General features: G+C 66.6%; 20 protein-coding genes. 16 read left to right on the plus strand and 4 right to left on the minus strand.

Annotation, left to right across the window (positions count from 1 at the left end):
• The first annotated feature begins 2 nt into the window (after positions 1-2).
• From K3U94_RS00740 to K3U94_RS00815, 16 genes are all read left to right on the plus strand, one after another.
• Entirely contained in the window at positions 3-458 is a 456-nt protein-coding gene (locus K3U94_RS00740; RefSeq protein WP_047320355.1) for an acyl-CoA thioesterase, read from the plus strand.
• A gap of 36 nt (positions 459-494) precedes the next feature.
• Complete coding sequence (locus K3U94_RS00745; protein WP_047320356.1) at positions 495-935, plus strand: SRPBCC family protein; 441 nt, start codon at positions 495-497, stop codon at positions 933-935.
• Between the two features lie 20 nt (positions 936-955).
• The gene (gene fadD5, locus K3U94_RS00750) at positions 956-2,644 is read left to right on the plus strand and encodes a fatty-acid--CoA ligase FadD5 (RefSeq protein WP_047320357.1); all 1,689 of its coding nucleotides are present in this window, start codon (positions 956-958) and stop codon (positions 2,642-2,644) included.
• 281 nt (positions 2,645-2,925) lie between these two features.
• Entirely contained in the window at positions 2,926-3,663 is a 738-nt protein-coding gene (locus K3U94_RS00755) for an MlaE family ABC transporter permease (protein ID WP_109519646.1), read from the plus strand.
• A gap of 1 nt (position 3,664) precedes the next feature.
• On the plus strand, positions 3,665-4,534 hold the full coding sequence (locus K3U94_RS00760) for an ABC transporter permease (RefSeq protein ID WP_047320359.1): 870 nt from the start codon (positions 3,665-3,667) through the stop codon (positions 4,532-4,534).
• A 5-nt stretch (positions 4,535-4,539) separates the two neighbouring features.
• Positions 4,540-5,751, plus strand: coding sequence for an MCE family protein (locus tag K3U94_RS00765; protein ID WP_047320360.1), 1,212 nt, complete (start codon positions 4,540-4,542; stop codon positions 5,749-5,751).
• Positions 5,748-6,776: an MCE family protein gene (locus tag K3U94_RS00770; RefSeq protein WP_047320361.1), complete on the plus strand. Its 1,029-nt coding sequence runs from the start codon at positions 5,748-5,750 to the stop codon at positions 6,774-6,776. The genes K3U94_RS00765 and K3U94_RS00770 overlap by 4 nt, the downstream gene beginning before the upstream one ends.
• Positions 6,773-8,377 (plus strand): MCE family protein, encoded by a 1,605-nt coding sequence (locus tag K3U94_RS00775; RefSeq protein ID WP_047320362.1) that lies wholly within the window; start codon positions 6,773-6,775, stop codon positions 8,375-8,377. Before K3U94_RS00770 ends, K3U94_RS00775 begins: the two co-directional genes overlap by 4 nt.
• Complete coding sequence (locus K3U94_RS00780) at positions 8,374-9,939, plus strand: MCE family protein (protein ID WP_047320363.1); 1,566 nt, start codon at positions 8,374-8,376, stop codon at positions 9,937-9,939. Before K3U94_RS00775 ends, K3U94_RS00780 begins: the two co-directional genes overlap by 4 nt.
• Positions 9,939-11,108, plus strand: coding sequence for an MCE family protein (locus tag K3U94_RS00785; RefSeq protein ID WP_230987332.1), 1,170 nt, complete (start codon positions 9,939-9,941; stop codon positions 11,106-11,108). Before K3U94_RS00780 ends, K3U94_RS00785 begins: the two co-directional genes overlap by 1 nt.
• A complete protein-coding gene (locus K3U94_RS00790) occupies positions 11,102-12,694 on the plus strand; it encodes an MCE family protein (RefSeq protein WP_047320365.1) in 1,593 nt (530 codons plus the stop codon). Before K3U94_RS00785 ends, K3U94_RS00790 begins: the two co-directional genes overlap by 7 nt.
• A complete protein-coding gene (locus K3U94_RS00795; RefSeq protein ID WP_047320366.1) occupies positions 12,664-13,317 on the plus strand; it encodes an Rv1363c family protein in 654 nt (217 codons plus the stop codon). The genes K3U94_RS00790 and K3U94_RS00795 overlap by 31 nt, the downstream gene beginning before the upstream one ends.
• The gene (locus tag K3U94_RS00800; RefSeq protein ID WP_220695285.1) at positions 13,314-14,267 is read left to right on the plus strand and encodes an RDD family protein; all 954 of its coding nucleotides are present in this window, start codon (positions 13,314-13,316) and stop codon (positions 14,265-14,267) included. Before K3U94_RS00795 ends, K3U94_RS00800 begins: the two co-directional genes overlap by 4 nt.
• Entirely contained in the window at positions 14,264-14,812 is a 549-nt protein-coding gene (locus K3U94_RS00805) for an Rv1363c family protein (RefSeq protein ID WP_047320409.1), read from the plus strand. The genes K3U94_RS00800 and K3U94_RS00805 overlap by 4 nt, the downstream gene beginning before the upstream one ends.
• Positions 14,746-15,456 (plus strand): hypothetical protein, encoded by a 711-nt coding sequence (locus tag K3U94_RS00810; RefSeq protein WP_052956956.1) that lies wholly within the window; start codon positions 14,746-14,748, stop codon positions 15,454-15,456. Before K3U94_RS00805 ends, K3U94_RS00810 begins: the two co-directional genes overlap by 67 nt.
• Positions 15,457-15,489: 33 nt before the next feature.
• Positions 15,490-16,158, plus strand: a complete 669-nt coding sequence (locus K3U94_RS00815; RefSeq protein WP_047320369.1) for a YoaK family protein — start codon at positions 15,490-15,492, stop codon at positions 16,156-16,158.
• Between the two features lie 15 nt (positions 16,159-16,173).
• Here K3U94_RS00815 and K3U94_RS00820 read toward each other — a convergent pair whose 3' ends face one another.
• The 4 genes from K3U94_RS00820 to K3U94_RS00835 are packed head-to-tail and all read right to left on the minus strand — an operon-like array spanning position 16,174 to position 20,038.
• Positions 16,174-16,968, minus strand: a complete 795-nt coding sequence (locus K3U94_RS00820) for a mannan-binding family protein (RefSeq protein WP_047320370.1) — start codon at positions 16,966-16,968, stop codon at positions 16,174-16,176.
• Positions 16,969-16,978: 10 nt separating this feature from the next.
• A complete protein-coding gene (locus K3U94_RS00825) occupies positions 16,979-17,533 on the minus strand; it encodes an Rv1363c family protein (protein WP_047320371.1) in 555 nt (184 codons plus the stop codon).
• Positions 17,534-17,552: 19 nt separating this feature from the next.
• Positions 17,553-18,803, minus strand: coding sequence for an MlaD family protein (locus tag K3U94_RS00830; RefSeq protein WP_047320372.1), 1,251 nt, complete (start codon positions 18,801-18,803; stop codon positions 17,553-17,555).
• Positions 18,800-20,038: an MCE family protein gene (locus tag K3U94_RS00835; RefSeq protein ID WP_047320373.1), complete on the minus strand. Its 1,239-nt coding sequence runs from the start codon at positions 20,036-20,038 to the stop codon at positions 18,800-18,802. The genes K3U94_RS00830 and K3U94_RS00835 overlap by 4 nt, the downstream gene beginning before the upstream one ends.
• Positions 20,039-20,041 lie beyond the last annotated feature (3 nt).

Consider the following 20,041-nt stretch of genomic DNA (forward strand, 5'->3'; position numbering starts at 1 on the left):
CCATGAGTGTCCCGCCCGCGCCGGAAGGGTTGACCAGCCAGGACTTTCCGGTGCACTGGCCGGTGCTGACCCGCTGGGCCGACAACGACATGTTCGGCCACCTCAACAACGCGGTGTACTACCAGCTGTTCGACACCGCGATCAACGGCTGGATCGCCGCCCATGTCGATATAGACCCGGTCGCGATGCCCGAGCTGGGGGTGGTCGCCGAATCGGGCTGCCGATTCCTGGGCGAACTCGCCTTCCCGGACCGGCTGGCGGTGGGGCTGGCGGTGACCCGGCTGGGGCGCAGCAGTGTCACCTACCGGCTCGCGGTGTTCCGCACACCGGATGACGCCGGCGCCGTCCCGCTGGCCGCGCTCGGGCACTGGGTGCACGTCTATGTCGACCGCACCACCCGGCGGCCGGTGCCGATCCCCGACGGTATTCGCGCGTTGCTGGCCACCGCCCAGGTTTAGCTCGGCGGCAGTTTCGTCGGTGGCTATGCTCGGCGGGTGCCGCTCGTGAGTAAGACCGTCGAAGTCGCCGCCGACGCCGCCACGATCATGGGGATCGTGGCCGATTTCGAGGCGTACCCGCAGTGGAACGAAGAGGTCAAAGGGATTTGGGTGCTGGCGCGCTACGACGACGGCCGGCCCAGCCAGCTGCGGCTGGATGCGTCCTACTCCGGCTTCGACGGCACCTTCATCCAGGCGGTGTACTACCCCAGCGCGACCCAGATCCAGACCGTGCTCCAGCAGGGCGATCTGTTCAGCACGCAGGAGCAGCTGTTCTCGGTGGTCGAGATCGGCCCCACCACGTTGCTCACCGTCGACATGAACGTCGAGACCGAGATGTCGGTGCCCAAGCCGATGCTCAAGAAGGCCTTCAGCAACGCATTGGACTACCTGGCTGACAATCTCAAACGGCGCGCCGAAGAACTGGCTTCGGGCTAGCACGAAGCGGGAGACCCGAATTGAGCCACCCAACCGTCGACCCCGCCGAGCAGCCCTACCGCGCTCGTCGACAGAACTGGGTCAACCAGCTGGACCGGCACGCGCTGATGACACCGGACGCCCCGGCACTGCGGTTCCTGGGCCAGACCACCACCTGGTCGCAGCTGCGTGATCGGGTTGGCGCGCTGGCCGACGCCCTGAGCCGCCGCGGGGTTCGCGCCGGTGACCGGGTGATGATCCTGATGCTCAACCGCACCGAGTTCGTCGAGTCGGTGCTGGCCGCCAACATGCTGGGCGGGATCGCGGTGCCGGTCAATTTCCGGCTCACCCCGCCGGAGATCGCCTACCTGGTCACCGACTGCGAGGCCAGGGTGCTGATCACCGAACCGGCACTGGTGCCGGTCGCCGCCGGTGTGCGAGAGCTGACCGGACTGCTGGACCACGTGGTGGTGGCCGGCGGTTCAGCGAGGCTCGACGGAGGAGAGGCGAAGCTGGGACCGCCGCATGAGCCCGGAGCGCCGGCCGATGAGGCGGCGGGCCTGCTCGCCTACGAAGACCTGATCAGCGAGACAGGCGAGCCGCACGCCCCGGTGGACATCCCCAACGACTCACCGGCCCTGATCATGTACACCTCGGGGACCACCGGCCTGCCCAAGGGAGCGGTGCTCACCCACACCAACCTGGTCGGTCAGACGATGACCGCGCTGCACACCGCCGGAACCGGCACCTCCGACGTGGCCTTCATCGGTGTGCCGTTCTTCCACATCGCCGGTGTGGGCAACCTGTTGCCCGGCATGTGGCTGGGCATCCCGACCGTCATCAACCCCCTCGGCGCTTTCGACGCCGGCCAACTGCTCGACGTGCTGGCCGCCGAGAAGGTCACCGGCATCTTCCTGGTGCCGGCTCAATGGCAGGCGGTCTGCGCCCAGCAGCAGGCCAACCCGCGCGACATCCGGTTGCGGACCATGTCGTGGGGTGCGGCGCCGGCCTCCGACGCCTTGCTGCGACAGATGGCCGAGACCTTCCCCGGCACCAAGATCCTGGCGGCCTTCGGGCAGACGGAGATGTCGCCGGTGACCTGCATCCTGCTCGGCGAGGACGCCACCAGAAAGCTCGGTTCGGTCGGCACGGTCATCCCGACCGTCTCGGCCCGGGTGGTCGACGAGCAGATGAACGACGTCGCGGTCGGCGAGGTGGGCGAGATCGTCTACCGGGCGCCCACCCTGATGAGCGGCTATTGGAACAATCCGGAGGCCACCGCCGAGGCCTTTGCCGGCGGCTGGTTCCACTCCGGCGACCTGGTCCGGATGGATGAAGAGGGCTACGTCTGGGTGGTCGACCGCAAGAAGGACATGATCATCTCCGGTGGCGAGAACGTGTACTGCGCCGAAGTGGAGAACGTGCTGGCCGATCACCCCGATATCGCCGAGGTCGCCGTCATCGGCCGCCCGGACGAGCGATGGGGCGAGGTACCGATAGCGGTCGCCGCGCTGTCCCGGGCCGGCCTCACCCTGGCCGACCTCGACGATTTCTTGACCAAGCGGCTGGCGCGCTACAAGCACCCCAAGGCGCTCGAGATCGTCGACGCCCTGCCCCGAAACCCGGCCGGGAAAGTGCTCAAAACGGAACTGCGCATTAACTACGGGACGGCTCAGGGATCCGAGCGGGGCAGCACCCCAAGCGATGCCGCGCGAAACACCGATGAGTGAGGTGGCGGCACGTTACTCTCCGGTAGGAAGCCCGCGTAGGTTCCGCCCGTTCGATGTCCTTCTCACGGAGACATCAGGTATGGTCCGATGGTCGCCAAGGGCACTTCGGGCCGATAAGGTGACGCGGGTCTCGCTGAACGACGGACGGGAGAAGACACTGTGCGACGCGGTTCCTTGCTGAGTCGTGCGGCGGGATCTCTGGTGAGGGGGGTGGTGTGACGGCTCCAGCGCGTCCTCGTGTCGCCGACTTCCTCCGGGATCGGGTGCTGCCGCCGCTGATCATGGTCGGCGGATTCTTCAGAATGTGTGCCCTGACCGCCCGCGCGCTTTTCGTACGCCCGTTCCAATGGCGCGAGACCCTGCAGCAGGGCTGGTTCATCACCAGTGTCGCCATCATTCCGACCATCGCGGTCGCCATTCCGCTGACCGTGCTGCTGGTCTTCACACTGAATATCCTGTTGGCGCAGTTCGGTGCTGCCGACGTTTCCGGCGCCGGCGCCGGTATCGCCGCCGTCACCCAGTTGGGGCCGCTGGTCACCGTGCTGGTGGTCGCGGGCGCCGGCTCCACCGCGATCTGTGCCGACCTGGGTGCGCGCACCATCCGCGAGGAGATCGACGCGATGGAGGTACTCGGCATCGATCCGATCCATCGACTGGTGGTCCCCCGGGTGATCGCCGCGACCGTGGTGGCCTTGCTCCTCAACGCCTTGGTGATTGTGATCGGCTTGACCGGCGGCTTCCTCTTCGGTGTCTACCTGCAGAACGTGTCCGGCGGCGCCTATCTGTCCACGCTGACTCTGCTCACCGGGCTGCCCGAGGTGGTCATCTCGACGGTGAAAGCCAGCGTGTTCGGACTTATCGCGGGCTTAGTCGGCTGCTATCGCGGACTTACCGTCCGCGGCGGCTCCAAGGGTCTGGGCACCGCCGTCAACGAAACAGTCGTGCTGTGCGTGCTTGCGTTGTTCGCCGTGAACGTGGTGCTGACCACCATCGGCGTGAAGTTCGGAACGGGGACCTGACATGTCGACATCGACAGTAGTTCGGGGACGCTTTCCCGGGCTGGTTGCGAACTACCAGCGCTACGTCGGGATGGCCGGCCGCGGACTCGAAAGAAGCGGCCGGCTCGGCTGGTTCTCGGTAACCGCCCTCCGGCAGATCCCGTGGGCGCTGCGCCGGTACCGCACCGAGACGCTGCGTCTGGTCGCTGAACTGGGCATGGGCACCGGCGCCATGGCCGTGATCGGCGGCACCGTCGCCATCATGGGCTTCGTGATGCTGGCCGGCGGCTCGCTGATCGCGATCCAGGGCTTCACCTCGCTGGGCAACATCGGTGTGGAGACCTACACCGGTTTCGCCGCGGCCTTGGTCAACGTCCGTGTGGTCGGCCCGGTCAACGCCGGTATCGCCCTGGCTGCGACGGTCGGGGCGGGAGCCACTGCCGAACTCGGCGCGATGCGCATCAGCGAGGAGATCGACGCCCTCGAAGTGATGGGGATCAACTCGATCGCCTACCTGGTGTCCACCCGCGTGGTGGCCGGCTTCACCGTGATCATCCCGCTGTACGCACTCGCGCTGATCATGGCGTTCGCCGCACCGCAGATCGTCACCACACTGTTCTTCGGACAGTCGTCGGGTACCTACGACCACTACTTCCGAACGTTCTTGCGGCCCGACGATGTGTTCTGGTCGTTCATTGAAACGATCTTGATCGCGGTGGTGGTCATGGTCACCCACTGCTATTACGGCTTCAACGCCAGTGGTGGTCCGGTCGGCGTCGGTGCCGCGGTGGGCCAGTCGATGCGCCTGTCCCTGATCACGGTGCCCACAGTCGTGCTGCTCGCAGCGTTGGCGCTCTACGGCGTCGACCCCAACTTCAACCTAACGATGTGACGCGTATGGCAACCGGGAAGCAGAACAAAGTGCACAACCCGCCGTTCCGGCTCGCGGGCGTGGTGACCTTCGCCGTCCTGGCGCTGATCGGCGGCCTGGTCTACGGCCAGTTCCGTGGGGCCTTCACGAAGACGACGTCGCTGACCATGGTCGCCCCGCGCGCCGGTCTGGTGATGGACCCGGGCGGACCGGTGACCTACAACGGCGTCCAGATCGGGCGCGTGGCCGACATTGCGCCGACCGAGTACGAGAACAAGCCGGCCGCCAAGTTCACCCTCGACGTGAACCCCAAGTACCTCAAGCTGATTCCGTCCAACGTCAAAGCCGACATTTTGGCTACCACGCTGTTCGGCAACAAGTACGTGTCGCTGACCGCCCCGGAACACCCGGCGCGGGAACGCATCACCAGCAAGAACATCATCGCGACGTCGGTGACGACGGAGCTCAACACGCTGTTTGAGACCATCAACAACCTGTCCGAGCACGTGGACCCGATCAAGCTGAACCTGACGCTGCACGCCGCAGCCGAGGCGCTGACCGGGTTGGGCGACAAGCTCGGCGAATCGCTGGTCAACGGCAACGCGATTCTCGACGACGTCAACGCGCGGATGCCGTCCTTCCGCCGCGACCTGAAGGGTTTCGCAACCCTGGGCGAGGTCTACGCCGACGGCGCACCGGATCTGGTCGGCTTCCTGGACTCCTCGGTGGTGACCGTCAAGACCATCACCAACCAGCAGAAGGAACTGGACGCCGCGTTGCTGGGCGCCGCCGGGGTGGGCAACCTCGGGGCGGATGTCACCCAGCGGTTCGGGCCGTACTTCCGTGCGCAGTTCTCCGACCTGGTCTCGGTGTCGGCGCTGTTGGACGAGTACAGCCCGGAACTGTTCTGCGCCATCCGCAACCTGGCCAATGGAGGACCCAAGGTCTACGACTTCCTGGGCGGCGACGGCTACTCGCTCGCCACCAACAGTGAGCTGGTCGGTCCGGCCAACCCCTACATCTACCCCGAGAACCTGCCGCGTTACAACGCCCGGGGTGGGCCCGGCGGTGCGCCGGGCTGCTGGCAGGAGATCACCCACGACTTCTGGCCGGCGCCTTACCTGGTGGCCGACACGGGAGTCAGCCAAGCGCCCTACAACCACTTTGATACCGGATCGCCCCTGGCCATTGATTACGTCTGGGGTCGCCAAGTCGGGGATTACACGATCAACCCATGAACATCACCAGAACCGCCCTCAAACTCGGCGCCGTCGGCTCGGTGCTGCTGCTCTTCACGGTCGGCCTCGTCGTGGTCTTCGGGCAGATCCGGTTCGACCGGACGGCCCGCTACTCCGCGGAATTCAGCAATGCCAGCGGCCTGCGTCAGGGGCAGTTCGTGCGTGCCTCCGGGGTGGAGATCGGCAAGGTCAAGAGGGTCCGACTGGTCGACGGCGGCCGTCGGGCGGTGGTGGACTTCGACGTCGACCAGTCACTGCCGCTGTTCCAGTCGACCACCGCGCAGATCCGCTACGACGACCTCATCGGCAACCGCTACCTGGAGCTCAAACGGGGCGAGGGTGAGGGCGCCGACCAGCGGTTGCCCATCGGCGGATTCATTCCTGCTTCCCGTACCGAGCCGGCGCTGGACCTGGACGCATTGATCGGCGGTTTCAAGCCGGTGTTCCGGGCGCTGGACCCGGAGAAGATCAACACCATCGCGTCCACCATCGTCACGGTCTTCCAGGGCCAGGGCGGCACCATCAACGACATTCTTCAGCAGACCGCTCAGCTGACAGCTCACATCGCCGACCGGGATGCGGCGATCGGCGAAGTCGTCAAGAACCTCAACGTCGTCCTGGACACCGCGGTTCGCCATCGCCAGACCTTCGATGAAACGGTCGACAACTTCGACAAACTGGTCAAGGGTCTGAACAGCCACGCCGACCCGCTGGCGAACGGCACCGCGGAGTTCGGTAACGCCGCCGGCAATCTGGCGGATCTGCTGGCCGACAACCGCACCCAGTTGCACAGCCTGTTCCCGGTCGCCGGTCCGGAGCCGCCGGACCGGCTCGCCGATGTCGACGAGCTGCTGCAGAAGATTCCGAGGGCGTTGAAGTTGATCGGGCGCACCGGGGTCTACGGTGACTTCTTCAACTTCTACCTCTGCGACGTGACTATCAAGCTTCCTGGATTGCAGCCGGGCGGGCCGGTGCGAAACGCTCGGTTGTGGCAGCAACCGACGGGGAGGTGCACGCCTCAGTGAGGACTCTGGAACCGCCCAACCGGGCACGGATCGGCATCATCGGTGTCGCCACAGTGGCGTTGGTAACCCTGGTGGGGCAGACCTTCACCACGGTGCCGATGCTCTTCGCCGAACCGAGTTACTTCGGACAGCTCTCCGATAGCGGCGGCCTGAACGCCGGCGACAAGGTGCGCATCTCCGGCGTGGACGTCGGCAAGGTACAAGATCTGTCGATCGAGGGCGACCACGTGCTGGTGAAGTTCTCGGTCGGTGCCAACCCGATCGGCAGCGACAGCCGGATCGGGGTCAAGACCGACACCATCTTGGGCCGCAAGGTGCTGTCGATCGAGCCCAAGGGTGAGCGCCGCATAGCGCCGCAGGGTGTGCTGCCGTTGGGCCAGAGCACCACCCCCTACCAGCTCTACGATGCGGTCTTCGACGCCACCAAGGCCGCCTCCGGCTGGGACATCGACACGGTCAAGAAGTCGTTGAAGGTGCTGTCGGAGACGGTCGATCAGACCTACCCGGACCTGAGCGACGCGCTCGACGGCGTCGCGAGGTTCTCCGACACCATCGGCAAACGTGACGACGAGATCACTCACCTGCTGGCACAGACCAACCAGGTCGCGAGCGTTATCGGTGACCGCAGCAACCAGATCGACGCGCTGCTGCGCAATACTCAGACCCTCTCGGCAGCAGTGAACCAGCGCAGCCAGGCGATCTCGGCGTTGCTAGGCAACATCGCCTATTTCGGCGAACAGGTTCAGGGCCTGGTCCGCGACAATCCGGGTCTGGATCTGAACCACGTCTTCGAAGAGGCCTCCACCATCACCGACATGCTGGTGCGGCGCCAGGATGACCTGCGGGAGATGTTCACCATCCTGGGCAGGTACCTGACGATCGTGAACGAGGCGATGGCATCGGGCCCCTACTTCAAGGTCTCGACGCTGAACCTGATCCCGTACTGGATCCTGCAGCCCTGGGTGGACGCGGCGTTCAAGAAGCGTGGCATCTCGCCCGAGGAATTCTGGCGCAACGCCGGCCTGCCGGAGTTCCGTTACCCCGACCCGAACGGAAATCGGTTCGCCAATGGTGCACCGCCGCCCGCTCCGCAGGTGCTTGAGGGCACCCCCGAGCACCCCGGGCCGGCCGTCGCGCCCGGTTCGCCGTGCTCGTACGCACCTGCCGCGGGCATGTTCCCGACTCCGGGCAACCCGCTGCCATGCGCCAACTTGGACCCGAACGACGGCCCGTTCGGACGGAGCGGACCGTACCCGGGGCCGACCGATGTGTTGGTCTCGCCGCCCAACCCGGACGGCATCCCGTCGTCGCCGGGCATCTCGATCGCGGGTCGTCCGGGCGAGACGCCGCCGGTGGTGCCGGGCACGCCGGTTCCGATGCCCGACGCCAACCCGGGCGGGCGTTCGGAGCCGATGGGCCCGGTCGCCGGTCCGGCTCCCGCCAACCCGGGCGCGGCACCCCCACCGGCACCGCGGGCACCCGGTCCGCCTGTTCCGCCTGGACCCGGCAACCAGCTACCGGCACCGTTCATCACGCCTGGTGAAGGCGGCAACAGCCAGCCCGGTGGCGGCGGTGGCGCAAGAGGGAGTGAGCGTCCGTGAGTACCGTCTTTGATGTTCGCAACCTGCGACTGCCGGAGCGATCGCGGACGACGGTGATCGTCGGGTCGCTGCTGTTGGCGCTGGCCCTCGTTGCCGGCTTCGGAGGAGTGCAGCTCTTTCGCAAGCTGAACAGCACCAGCCTCGTCGCCTACTTCCCACAGACCGACGCGCTGTACCCCGGTGACGCGGTGCAGATCATGGGTGTCCGGGTGGGAGCGATCGACAAGATCGAGCCGGCCGGCGACAAGATGAAAGTCACCCTGCACTACAACAACAAGTACAAGGTGCCCGCCGACGCCAAGGCGATCATCTTGAACCCGACTCTGGTCGCGTCGCGGACCATTCAGCTGGAGCCGCCGTACCGGGGCGGGCCGGTGCTGGCCGACAAGGCCGTGATCCCGGAGGAGCGTACCGAGGTCCCGGTGGAATGGGACACGCTGCGCAACGATGTCACCAACATCATCGACAAGCTGGGGCCGACGGCGGAGCAGCCCAAGGGCCCGATCGGTGACGCCATCGAATCCTTCGCCGACGGGCTGGCCGGCAAGGGCACGCAGCTCAACACCGCTTTCAACAGCCTGTCGGACGCGCTGACCGCCCTGAACAAGGGCCGGGGTGATTTCTTCGCGGTGGTACGCAGCCTGTCGCTGTTCGTCAAGGCGCTGGACCACAACGACCAGCAGTTCGTCGCGCTGAACCATGATCTGGCCAAGTTCGCCAGCAACCTGAACAGCACCGACCAGGCACTGGCGACCGCCACCGACCAGTTCTACGCGACGATGACGATCGTCAAGGCGTTCCTCAACCAGAACGCAAAGCCATTGGTGCACAGCATCAACAACGTGGAACAGGTGACCACCGCCATCACGCAACCGGAAGCGCTGGATGGTTTCGAGACCGCGCTGCACATCCTGCCGAACGTGCTGGCTGGCGTGGACGAGATCTACCACCCGGCGCAGGGCATGGTGCTCAGCTACCCGGTTATCGCAAACTTCGCGAACCCGATGCAGTTCCTGTGTAGCGCGATTCAGGCCGGCAGCCGGCTGGGTTACCAGGACTCCGCGGAGCTGTGCGCGGAATACCTGGCGCCGATCGCCGACGCGATCAAGTTCAACTATCTGCCGTTCGGTATCAACATCTGGAACAGCGCGTTCACCACACCGAAGGAGATCGCCTACTCCGAGCCCCGGCTGCAGCCGCCGCCCGGATACAAGGACACCACTGTCCCGGGGATCTGGGTGCCCGACACCCCGTTCTCGCACCGCAACACCCAGCCGGGCTGGATCACCGCACCTGGGATGCAGGGCGTGCAGCCCGGCCACGACACCGAGCGGCTGCTCACCCCGGAGTCGCTGGCGCAGTTGATGGGTGGCCCCGACCCGGCACCGGTGGAGTCGCAGTTCCAGACCCCGCCCGGCCCGCCCAACTCCTATGACGAATCGCCCGGCCCGCTGCCGTTCATCGGCCAGCCTCCCGGGGTGGGTCCGATCGCGCCGCCTCCGCCGGGCCCGAACGTGATTCCGGGGCCGGTGGCACCGATGGCGCCGCGAGGTGACGGCTGATGAGACGGAGGACAGCGATGAACACGGTCGGCCGGCGCGGCTGGCAGGCGCTCGTGCTGCTGATGGCCGCGCTGACGTTGACGTCGTGCAGCAGCTGGCGCGGTATCGCCAACGTGTCGTTGCCGGGCGGTCCGGGCAGTGGCGCCGGTGCCTACACGGTCTACGTCCAGGTGCCCGACACCTTGGCGCTCAACGGCAACAGCCGGGTCCTGGTCGCCGATGTGTTCGTGGGCGCGGTCGAGCGGATCGAGCTGAAGAACTGGGTCGCCACGCTGAAGCTAAAGCTGAACAAGGATGTTCACCTGCCACGCAACGCCACGGCGAAGATCGGTCAGACCAGCCTGTTGGGTTCGCAGCATATCGAACTGAAGTCCCCGGACAACCCGGAGGGCGAACTCAGAAACGGTGACACCATCGGACTGAGCAATTCGACGTCGTACCCGACGATCGAACGGACGCTGGCCGGTATTGCCCTGCTGCTGCAGCGCGGCGGGTTGTCGGACCTGGACACCATCACCACCGAGTTCGCCGCGCTGTCCAACGGGCGCGCCGACCAGATCCACGCCTTCCTGACCAAGCTGGACACCTTCATCGGCAACCTCAACGACCAGCGTGAGGACATCACCCGGGCGATCGACTCCAGCAATCGGTTGCTGAGCTACTTCGGTGCCCACAACGACACCCTCGAGAAGGCCTTGACCGACTTCCCGCCGCTGTTCAAGTACTTCAACGCGCAGCAGGGGATCTTCATCAACGCCGTCGAGGCACTGGGCGCGATGGGCACCCAGGTCAACACCCAGATCGCGCCCGCGCGGTCCGACCTGCACAAGGTGCTCACCTCGTTCCAGTGCCCGGCGCGGGAACTCCGTAAGGCGTCGCCGTATCTGCCCGACCTGCTGCAGGTGATGATCACCGCGCCTTACCACGTCGACGGTGCCTTTAAGGCGGTCCGCGGTGACTTCATCAACACCTCGCTGATGGTGGACCTCACCTACGCGTCCATCGACAACGCGATCCTGACCGGTACCGGGTTCTCCGGAATGCTGCGGGCACTGGAGCAGTCCTTTGGCCACGACCCGGAGAAGATGGTCCCGGATGTTCGGTACACGCCGAACCCGGCAACCGCACCCGGCGGTCCGTATGTGGAAAGGGCTGACCGGAATTGCTGAAACCTCAGATCAAGCGTCAACTGGCGATCTTCAGCGTCCTGACCGCGGTGGCGCTGCTGGTGTTGGGCGTTTACTACCTGCGGTTGCCGACCTTGGCGGGCCTGGGCCAGTACTCGCTGAAGGCGGACCTGCCCGAGGCGGGCGGCCTGTACAAGACCGCGAACGTCACCTACCGCGGCACCATCATCGGCCGGGTCACCAGTGTGGAACCGACCGAGACCGGGGCGCAGGCCACCTTCCAGATCGCCAGCAAATACAAGATCCCCGTCGACGCCGGTGCCAACGTGCATTCGGTGTCGGCGATCGGTGAGCAGTACCTGGATCTGGTGTCGACCGGTAATCCGGGCCAGTACCTCAAGCCGGGCCAGACCATCACCAAGAGCACGGTCCCGTCGGCGATCGGGCCGGCGCTGGACACCGCCAACCGCGGACTCGCCGCGCTGCCGGCCGGCAAGATCGCGGCCCTGCTCGACGAGACGGCCACCGCCGTCGGGGGCCTGGGACCGTCGCTGCAGCGGCTCGTGGACGCCACCCAGGCCATCGTCGGTGACTTCAAGACGAACCTCGCCGATGTCGACGACATCGTGGAGAAGTCGGCACCGATCATCGAGAGCCAGGTCGACTCCGGCGACGCCATCCACCAATGGGCGCGCAACCTGAACGTTCTCGCCGGCCAGGCGGCCAGCCGAGAAGACACGGTCAAGCACATCGTGTCGGATCTACCGCCGCTGATCGACCAGGTGCACACGGTGTTCAACGACACCAAGGACACGCTGCCCCAGCTGATGGCGAACGCGTCGATCCTGACCGAGATGGCCAAGCGCTACAACCGGAACACCGAGCAGGTACTGGTCTTCCTGCCGCAGGCCGGCTCCATCATCCAGACCGTGACTGCCACCAACCCGGGCCGGGGCTCGATGGGCGTTGCCCTCGGTGCCGTCCCCGGCCCCATCTTTCCGGTGCCGGTTCCGGGCCTGAGCCTCAACACGCCGCCGCCGTGTCTGACCGGCTTCGTCCCGGCATCCCAATGGCGGGCGTTCGCCGACACCAGCCCCGCCGAACTACCGGACGTCTCCTGCCGGATTCCGCAGGACACGCCGGCCAACAGCGTTCGCGGGGTCCGCAACATCCCGTGTGTGGACGTACCGGGCAAACGCGCAGCGACACCCAAGGAGTGCCGCAGCGACAAACCGTACGTCCCGCTGGGCACCAACCCCTGGTACGGCGATCCGAACCAGATCCGGAACTGCCCGGCGTTGGGCGCGCGCTGTGACCAGCCGGTCGAGCCCGGCCACGTGATTCCGGCGCCGTCGGTGAACACCGGCCTCAACCCCCTGCCGGCGGACATGGTGCCGCCGTCGCCGCCGCCGGTGAACGACCCGCTGTCACGGCCGGGGACCGGTAGCGTGCAGTGCAACGGGCAACAACCGAACCCCTGCATCTACACCCCCGGTGGGGGACCAGCCGCGATCTACAATCCGCAGAGCGGCCAAGCGGTGGGGCCAGACGGCGTCGAATACTCCGTCGAGAACTCGATGAACATAGGAGACGACGGATGGAAGGGGATGCTGGCACCGTTCCGGTGAGCACGGACGAGGACCAGCAGACCGCAGATACCTCGGCCTTGGGCACTGAGGGCACTGAGGACGCGGTGCCGGTGGACTCGCAGGAGTCGGCCGACTCGGTGGCAGTAGACGCCGAATCGGCGCCGTCGCGTCTTGGCCGTCGCCAGCAGGTGGGGATCTGTGTGCTGTTGCTGCTGTTGGCCGCCGGGTTGGTGGCAGCCGGCTTTGTCGGCCTGCGCGACCACGTGGCGAGCCAGGCGCTGGCCCGCGACAATGCCGAAGCGATCGCCGCGGCCAAGGAGTGCGTGGTGGCCACTCAGGCGCCAGATGGGCGGGACATCGCCCTGGCGCAGCAGAAGATCCTGAACTGCACGACCGGCGAGTTCCGCACCCAGGTCGCCCTGTACGCGGAGATGTTCGTGCACGCCTACCAGGCGGCGAAGGTCCACGCCGAACTCACCGAGATGGGCGCCGCGGTGGAGCGGAACAACCCCGACGGTTCGGTCGACGCCCTGGTGGCTTTCCGGGTCAAGATCGACAACATCGAGACTCAGGGCAAAGAGGTCGGTTACCGGCTGCGGGCCCGGATGGTCCGGGAGGACGGGCAGTACCGAATCGCGAAGCTCGACCAGGTGGCCAGGTGACCGACCCGCTGGCCGACGCGCCGCGCATCGAACCGGCCCGGTGGCGCGCCCGCGCGACGGCGCTGGCGATCGACCTGCTGCCGGGTTCGGCAGTGATGGTGACGATGGGCATGGCCGCCCTGTGCTTCCCGTTCGGGGGACCCTGGTGGTGGCTCGCGACCATCACCGGCGCCTTGGCGTTCTTGGCCACCGAGGTCAACCGGATCCTGTTGCCGGCGATCAAGGGCTGGAGCCTGGGCCGCGCGTTCACCGGAATCGAAGTGGTGCGGGGCGGCGAAGGGTCGGCTCCGGCCGTCGGTGCGGCCCGGTTGTTGCTGCGCGAGGCGGCGCACCTGCTCGACACCGTGCCGGCTCTGCTCGGCTGGATCTGGCCTTTGCGGGACCGCCGCGGGCGTACTTTTGCCGACCTCGTGGCCCGGACCGAGGTCCGCCCGGCCGACCCACGACAGCCCCCGGCGAACATCCGGGTCGTGACCATGGCGGTGTTCGTGGCCGCGGCCGCCCTGAGCCTCGTCGGTGCCGCCACGGCCTACGCGGTGGTCTACCAGCGTGACCACAAGTCGGATCTGGCCCGAGCCCAGATCGCCCGGCAGGGCCCGAAGATCGTCGCGGACATGCTGTCCTACGATCCCGAGACCTTGCAGGGCGACTTCGACCGCGCGCAGTCGCTGGCCACCGACAAGTATCGCGAGCAGCTGGTTCCGCAGCAGGACGCGATCCGCAATGCCAAGCCGGTTCCGAACTTCTATCGGGTCACCGATGCGGCGGTACTCGACGCCGCCCCGCACCGTGCCACGATGCTGCTGTTCCTGCAGGGCCAGCGTGGAACAGGCAAGGAACGTCTGATCAGCGCCACCGTCCGGGTGGCGTTCGCCGAGGCCGCGGGAACCTGGCGCGTCGATGATCTCGCCGTCGTCAGTAAGCCGCTGCCGGCCGAGGGGGAGCGATGAGTCCGCGCCGCCGCGTCGACACCGACGATCAGCCGCTCTTCGTCGACCGGGCGGTGCCCCGGCGCCGGCGGCTGCCGATGGTGATCGCGAGTTCGCTGGTGGTGGCCGCCGCTGCCGTCGCGGTCAGCGCGGTGACGCTGGTGACCCACGAGCAACACCGGCGAGCAGCCTTGCGGGACGTCGAGGCGCTGGCCGCGGTGGAATCGTTCATGACGATGTTCACCTCGCCGGATCCGTTCCATGCCAACGACTATCTGGCCAATGTCATGGACCATGCCACCGGGGATTTCGCCCAGCAGTATCAGGAGAAGGCCAATCAGATCCTGATCGCGGTGGCGCGCAGTGAGCCGACCACGGGAACGGTGACCGCGGCCGGTGTCGAACGGTGGAACGACGAAGGCAGCGTCAGCATGCTGGTGGCTGTTGAGAACAGCGGCAAGTCGTCCGACGGCAAACACGATGTCAAGGTGGCAACCCGATGGTTGGCGACAGCGCAGAAGGAAGGGGACCAGTGGAAGATCAGCAATCTGAACCAGGTGCTGTGACCGAAGAGCCCGACGCCGCCGACGTAGATCTGGAAGCCGAAGCGGAGGCCCAGGAGACGGTCGAGGAGACGGCCGAGGCCGAGGCGGTCGAGGCCGAGACGGCGGCGGACAAGCGCCCGGTCCGGCGCAAATTCGGTGTGCGGCTTGCGGTTGCGGTCTCAGCCGCGGCCTTCGTCGGCGCCGCCGCATTCGCGGGCGCGGCAGCACAGCCGTATCTCATCGACCGGGCCGAGGTAGCCACCAAGCTCGACATCGCCCGGACCGCGGCCAGGGCGATCCACACGCTGTGGAACTACACGCCGGACAACATGGATTCCCTTCCGGACCGCGCCTCGGTGTATCTCAGCGGCGACCTGGAAGCCCAGTATCGGAAATTCATCGACGCCATCGCAGACAGCAACAAGCAGGCGAGGGTCACCGACACCACCGAGATCGTCGGTGCGGCCGTCGAGACTCTGGACGGGCCCGAGGCCACGGTGATCGTCTACACCAACACCACGGCGACCAGTGAACTGAGCAAATCGATCCCGCAGATCAAGTACCTGACCTACCGGCTCTTCATGAAGCGTGACCAGAACCGCTGGGTGGTCACCAGGATGCCGACCATCACCTCGCTGGACCTCACCCCGCGTCTGCAGGGCTGAGCGCGGGCCGGGTCGAGGGTAACGGGGGGGAGCATGCCGATCGCGTCGCCGTTGTCACGACGGCGCACGGTGGTGGCCTTGCTGTTGTTGACGTTCGCCACCGGCCTCGTGGACGCGATCAGCGTGCTGGTGCTGGGGCGGGTGTTCGTCGCGAACATGACCGGCAATGCGATCTTCCTGGGGTTCCTGTTCGTCCCCGGCACCGGCTTCGATCTGACCGCCGCGATCGTGGCGGTCGGCGGATTCCTGATGGGCGCGGTCATCGGGGGACGGCTGTTCCGGATCTTCGGTGAACACAGCCGCCGGCGCTGGCTGACGGTTGCGCTCGGTTTGGAGGCGGTGTTGCTGCTGGCGCTGGCGGCGCTGGCTGGAATGGGTGTGTTGGGCTACTACAGCAACAGCAAGCTGCTCTTGATCGCCGGCCTCGCGGTCGCGTTCGGTGTGCAGAATTCGACTGCCCGTCAGTTCGGTATCCAGGAGCTCTACACCACGGTGCTGACCTCGACGATCGTCGGTATCGGGGTGGACAGCCGGCTGGCCGGTGGGACCGGCGACCGCGGAAAGCTGCGCTACGGCGTCGTTTTCGTGATGATCCTCGGCGCCATTGTCGGCGCAACGTTGACCCACGTTGTGGTGGCGCCGGTCATCGCCATGGCCGGGGTCGTGGTCGCGGCGAGCTTGGCGTTGTTCCGCTACGGCTGATAGGCCCGAGCGCGCTCAGGACCCGCCGTACTCCGGGCGCAGGATCGAGCTGAGCGCCGACAGCGGGATGTGCGCCTGCACGTTGCCACCGTCCATGTACCACTGCATCTGGTTGTACTGAATCGGGCTGTCGTGGCTGACCGGGTAGTCGGGCATGTACAGAATCAGCTCGTCGGGGGTGAGAGCCCAAGACCGGTAGCCGCCGGAGAAGACCTTGTCGGGTGTAAAGCGCTCCGGGACAAAGGGATAGTCTCCCGGGCGGTGTTCCCAGAATGCCCGGTCCAGCGCCTCGGTGATGTAGGGCTCGCCCAGTTGCGGGATCGTCGCCAACGGGTCGATCCCGGGTTTGGTGATGTCAGCCAATTGCAGTTGCCGGCCACCGGCCCCCATGTCGAACGTGAAAGTCCGGTAGGCGTTGTTGATGTAGGGACCGTCGGAGTGGTAGTCCTCGTGGAAGACCGCGGTCAATGCATTGCCGTGCTGGAAGATCTCGTAGTTCTCGTTTCCCCAGCTGTCGGCCACCATGGAGGCGCCTTTGGTGCGCCAGTTGGTGAACAACTTCGACAGGTAGTCGCGGATCGGGGGTCCGGCGATCGGGTGGTCGACCAGGTCCCCGGGCACCGCCATCCGGATATAGCGGGTGGCCAGCCGCTCCGAGTGCACATCGGTAGTGCAGTACTGCCCGTCCCAGTTGCCGCCCAGCCCGCTGCAGAACGACGGCGCCGAAGCGCCGGCGACCGGTGCCCCGGACACCGTGGCCACCGCAAGTGTCGCGGCGAGCATGCCCGTCACTAGCCGGGTCGCCCACATAGCATGCCTCCTAAGGCAATTCGACTTTGCTCGCCAGCCACCGGCCGTCGACCTTCTGCATCGTCATCTTCATCCGGGCGCGGTCCACTCGCGGGTCGGGCCGCATGGTGTTGGTGATGGTCTGGTTGACCATCACCAGCACCACAACGGTGTCCTTGGAACCTGACTGCACGGCCGACTCGACCACCGTGCCCTGTGCCCTGGCCTTGTTGTCGATCAGCAGCTGCCGCAGGTTGACGCTGGCTTTGGTGTAGGTGTCTTTGAACTCCCCGGTTGCACCGTTGAGGACCGCGTCGAAGTCGTCGTCGACCTTGTCAGAGTCGATGCTGGTCAACACCTGGGCGTAGTCCACCGCTGCCTGTCGTCCGGCGGCTTCCGCGCTCGAGACCCGATGCTGTTGCCACAACTGCCAGCCGAGCCCGATGACCAACCCGAACACTGCCAGATAGGCGGCCGCGACGAGCGCCATCCGCCACGGGACCCGACGCCTGCGCACCGGCGGCGCGGCTGTCTCTTCCACGTCCTCGGGGGCGGTCTCGGCGGTCGGTTCGTCGGCGGTGCTCACCGCGGCATCTCCTTGAGCATCAACGAGGCGGCTCGATCAGCAGGGGCGGACCGCCGTAGGGGGTGGGAATCGTATAGCGGCCCTTGGGTGTCGGGTCGGTGGTCGCCGCCAGGTCTGCACCGGGCGGCGGTCCCGCGGTGTCATCGCCGGGTGGGCGTGGCGCATTGTGGGCGCCGCGCACCAGCACGGACTGGTCGGTGTCACGGCAGTAGCCGTACAGGAACGGCTCCGGGTAGTCCGCCGCAGAAGGGGGCCGCCGCGGGGTCCCGTAATCGCAGGTGTAGCGAGGATAGAGGTCGGCGGTGAACCACAACCCGTTGTCGTGGAAGGCCGTACCGAGCGCCTCCAGCGTCGAACCGCGGTAGGCGGGGAACAACGCATTGAGCGCCGGAGTCCGGACATAGAGCAGCTGAGCCGCGGTGGTCAGGTTGCCCAGCAACCCGACCATGGTGTCGGAATTGTCATCGAAGAGTCCGTCGACCGCCGACAGCATCCCGGGCGCCTGGTCGACCAATCGATGGTAGCCGCCGATCATCCGGTTGATGCCCGTGAGCACCTTGTCGAGGTTCTCGGTCGTCACGGCCACCCCGTTGTTGACATCGCTGAGCATGGTGAGCGCCACCCGGCTCGACTTCAGCAGGCTCACCGTCTCCGGCAGCACCGAATCCAGGGTGGACAGCAAAAAGGTGCCGCCGTTGACGATGTCGGTCAGCTTCTGCGGACCCTCGTCGGACAGGCTGAGCTCCTTTTTGATCAGGTCGAGCTTGCGCGGATCGGTTTGCGCCAGCATGCCGTTGGCGTCGGCGAGCAACTGCGACATCGGGATCGGGGTTGTGGCGCGGTCCCGCGAGACGACGCTGCCGGCGGACAGGAACGGTCCGGTCTCCGACGGGGGCTCGAAGTCGATGTACTGCTCACCGGCGGCTGACAGGCCCGACACGCGCACCGTGCTGGCCGCCGGAATCTTCACCGTCGAGGAGATGTTGGCGACCGCATCGACACCGGTACCGCTGACCCGCAGCGACTCGATCCGGCCCACCGGAACGCCGCGAACCGACACGTCCTGGTTGGCCAGCAGCCCACCGGAATCCGGCAGCGCGATCGTGATCTGGTAGGTCGAGCGGGCCGGGTTCACCCGCAGCGCCCCCACCAGCAGGTAGCCGGTCGCGACCACCAGGGTCATCGCCAACGCGAGCCCTGACAGCAGGTTCTTTCGCCGGTCGCCGGCGCGGACCAAGCCGACGATGCGCCGGCTGAGTGCCTCGATCATGGTGTCGGCCCTGGTCCCGGCGGGCCGAGCTCCGCTGCTGCTACATCGCCCTCCGCCGGGGTGGGAGGTATCGGCGGGCCGACCGCGGTCCACGGCGCCAGCCCCATATCGGAGTCCGGGCCGCGCCCCACCACGCGCTCCTGTAGTCGCCACAGCGCGTACTTGATGGAGCCGGCCAGCTTCGCCCAGTCGTAGCGCTTCGGGCCGTGAAATGCTGGGTCTCCTTTGAAGCCGGCGTCAGGCATCGACCCCCACACCAGCCTGTCAAAACCTGCCCGTAACGAAACCGCCGACCCAGCTGTCATCTTGATGATCGGCGCCTGCAACCGGTTCAGCGCGGCCAGACTGGTGTCGGGGTCGATAGCCACGTCGTTCCATGCGCCAGCGAGCACGTTGGCGTCCTTGATGAAGCTGTGCCCGGAAGCGTCGGTCCCGGCAATCGACGGGAACCGGGCCAGCTGCTGGCTGGTCGCGCCGAGTTGCTCGACGAGATCGGCCAGCCGACCGGTGTTGTCCACCAGCGTGTCGGTGGCCGGACCCGCCGCGTCGAGCACATCGGTGAGCGCCGCGCTGCGGGCATCAAGCCGGTCGGCAAGCCGGCTGGTCTCACGCAGCGCGGTCTCGATCTCACCGGAGCGGGCGTTGAGTTTTGTCAGCAGCTCATTGGACTGGTTGATCAGCCTGCCGAACGCCTGGCCCTGATCGCCGGTCGCCTTGCCGGCGCCGTTGACGATATTGGTGAAGTTCTGCACAGCCCCACCGTTGACCAGAAGCGCCGCCGAACTCAGCACCGATTCTACCGTAGCAGCCGACGCGGTGAACTCCAGCCCGATGATGTCGCCACCCTTGAGCAGCGGCGTCGACGGGTCGACCTGAGTCGGCGGTTTGACCGCCACGAAGACGTCACCGAGCGGGGTCGCCGACCGCAATTCAGCCGTGCTGCCCAACGGAATCCGGACACCGTCCATGATGCGCAGCGTGGTGACTGCAGTGTAGTTACGGGCGACTATCGACTCCAGCTGGCCGACATCGGCGCCGGAGAGCTTCACCTTGGCGTGCCCGGGCAGATTCAGCGCGTTGGCGAACACCGCGGTGATGAGATAGCCGCCGCTGCCGATGCCGGGAGCTGGCAACGGCAGACTGTCCAGCCCACTGGTGGTGCAGCCAGCAGTGATGACCGCGTTGCACAGCAGCGCCAGCGTCGCCCTGGGCGTTCGTTTCCGTCGCAATGCCATCGC

It is taken from the genome of Mycolicibacter heraklionensis (genome assembly GCF_019645815.1).
In the GTDB taxonomy this organism is placed as follows: domain Bacteria; phylum Actinomycetota; class Actinomycetes; order Mycobacteriales; family Mycobacteriaceae; genus Mycobacterium; species Mycobacterium heraklionense.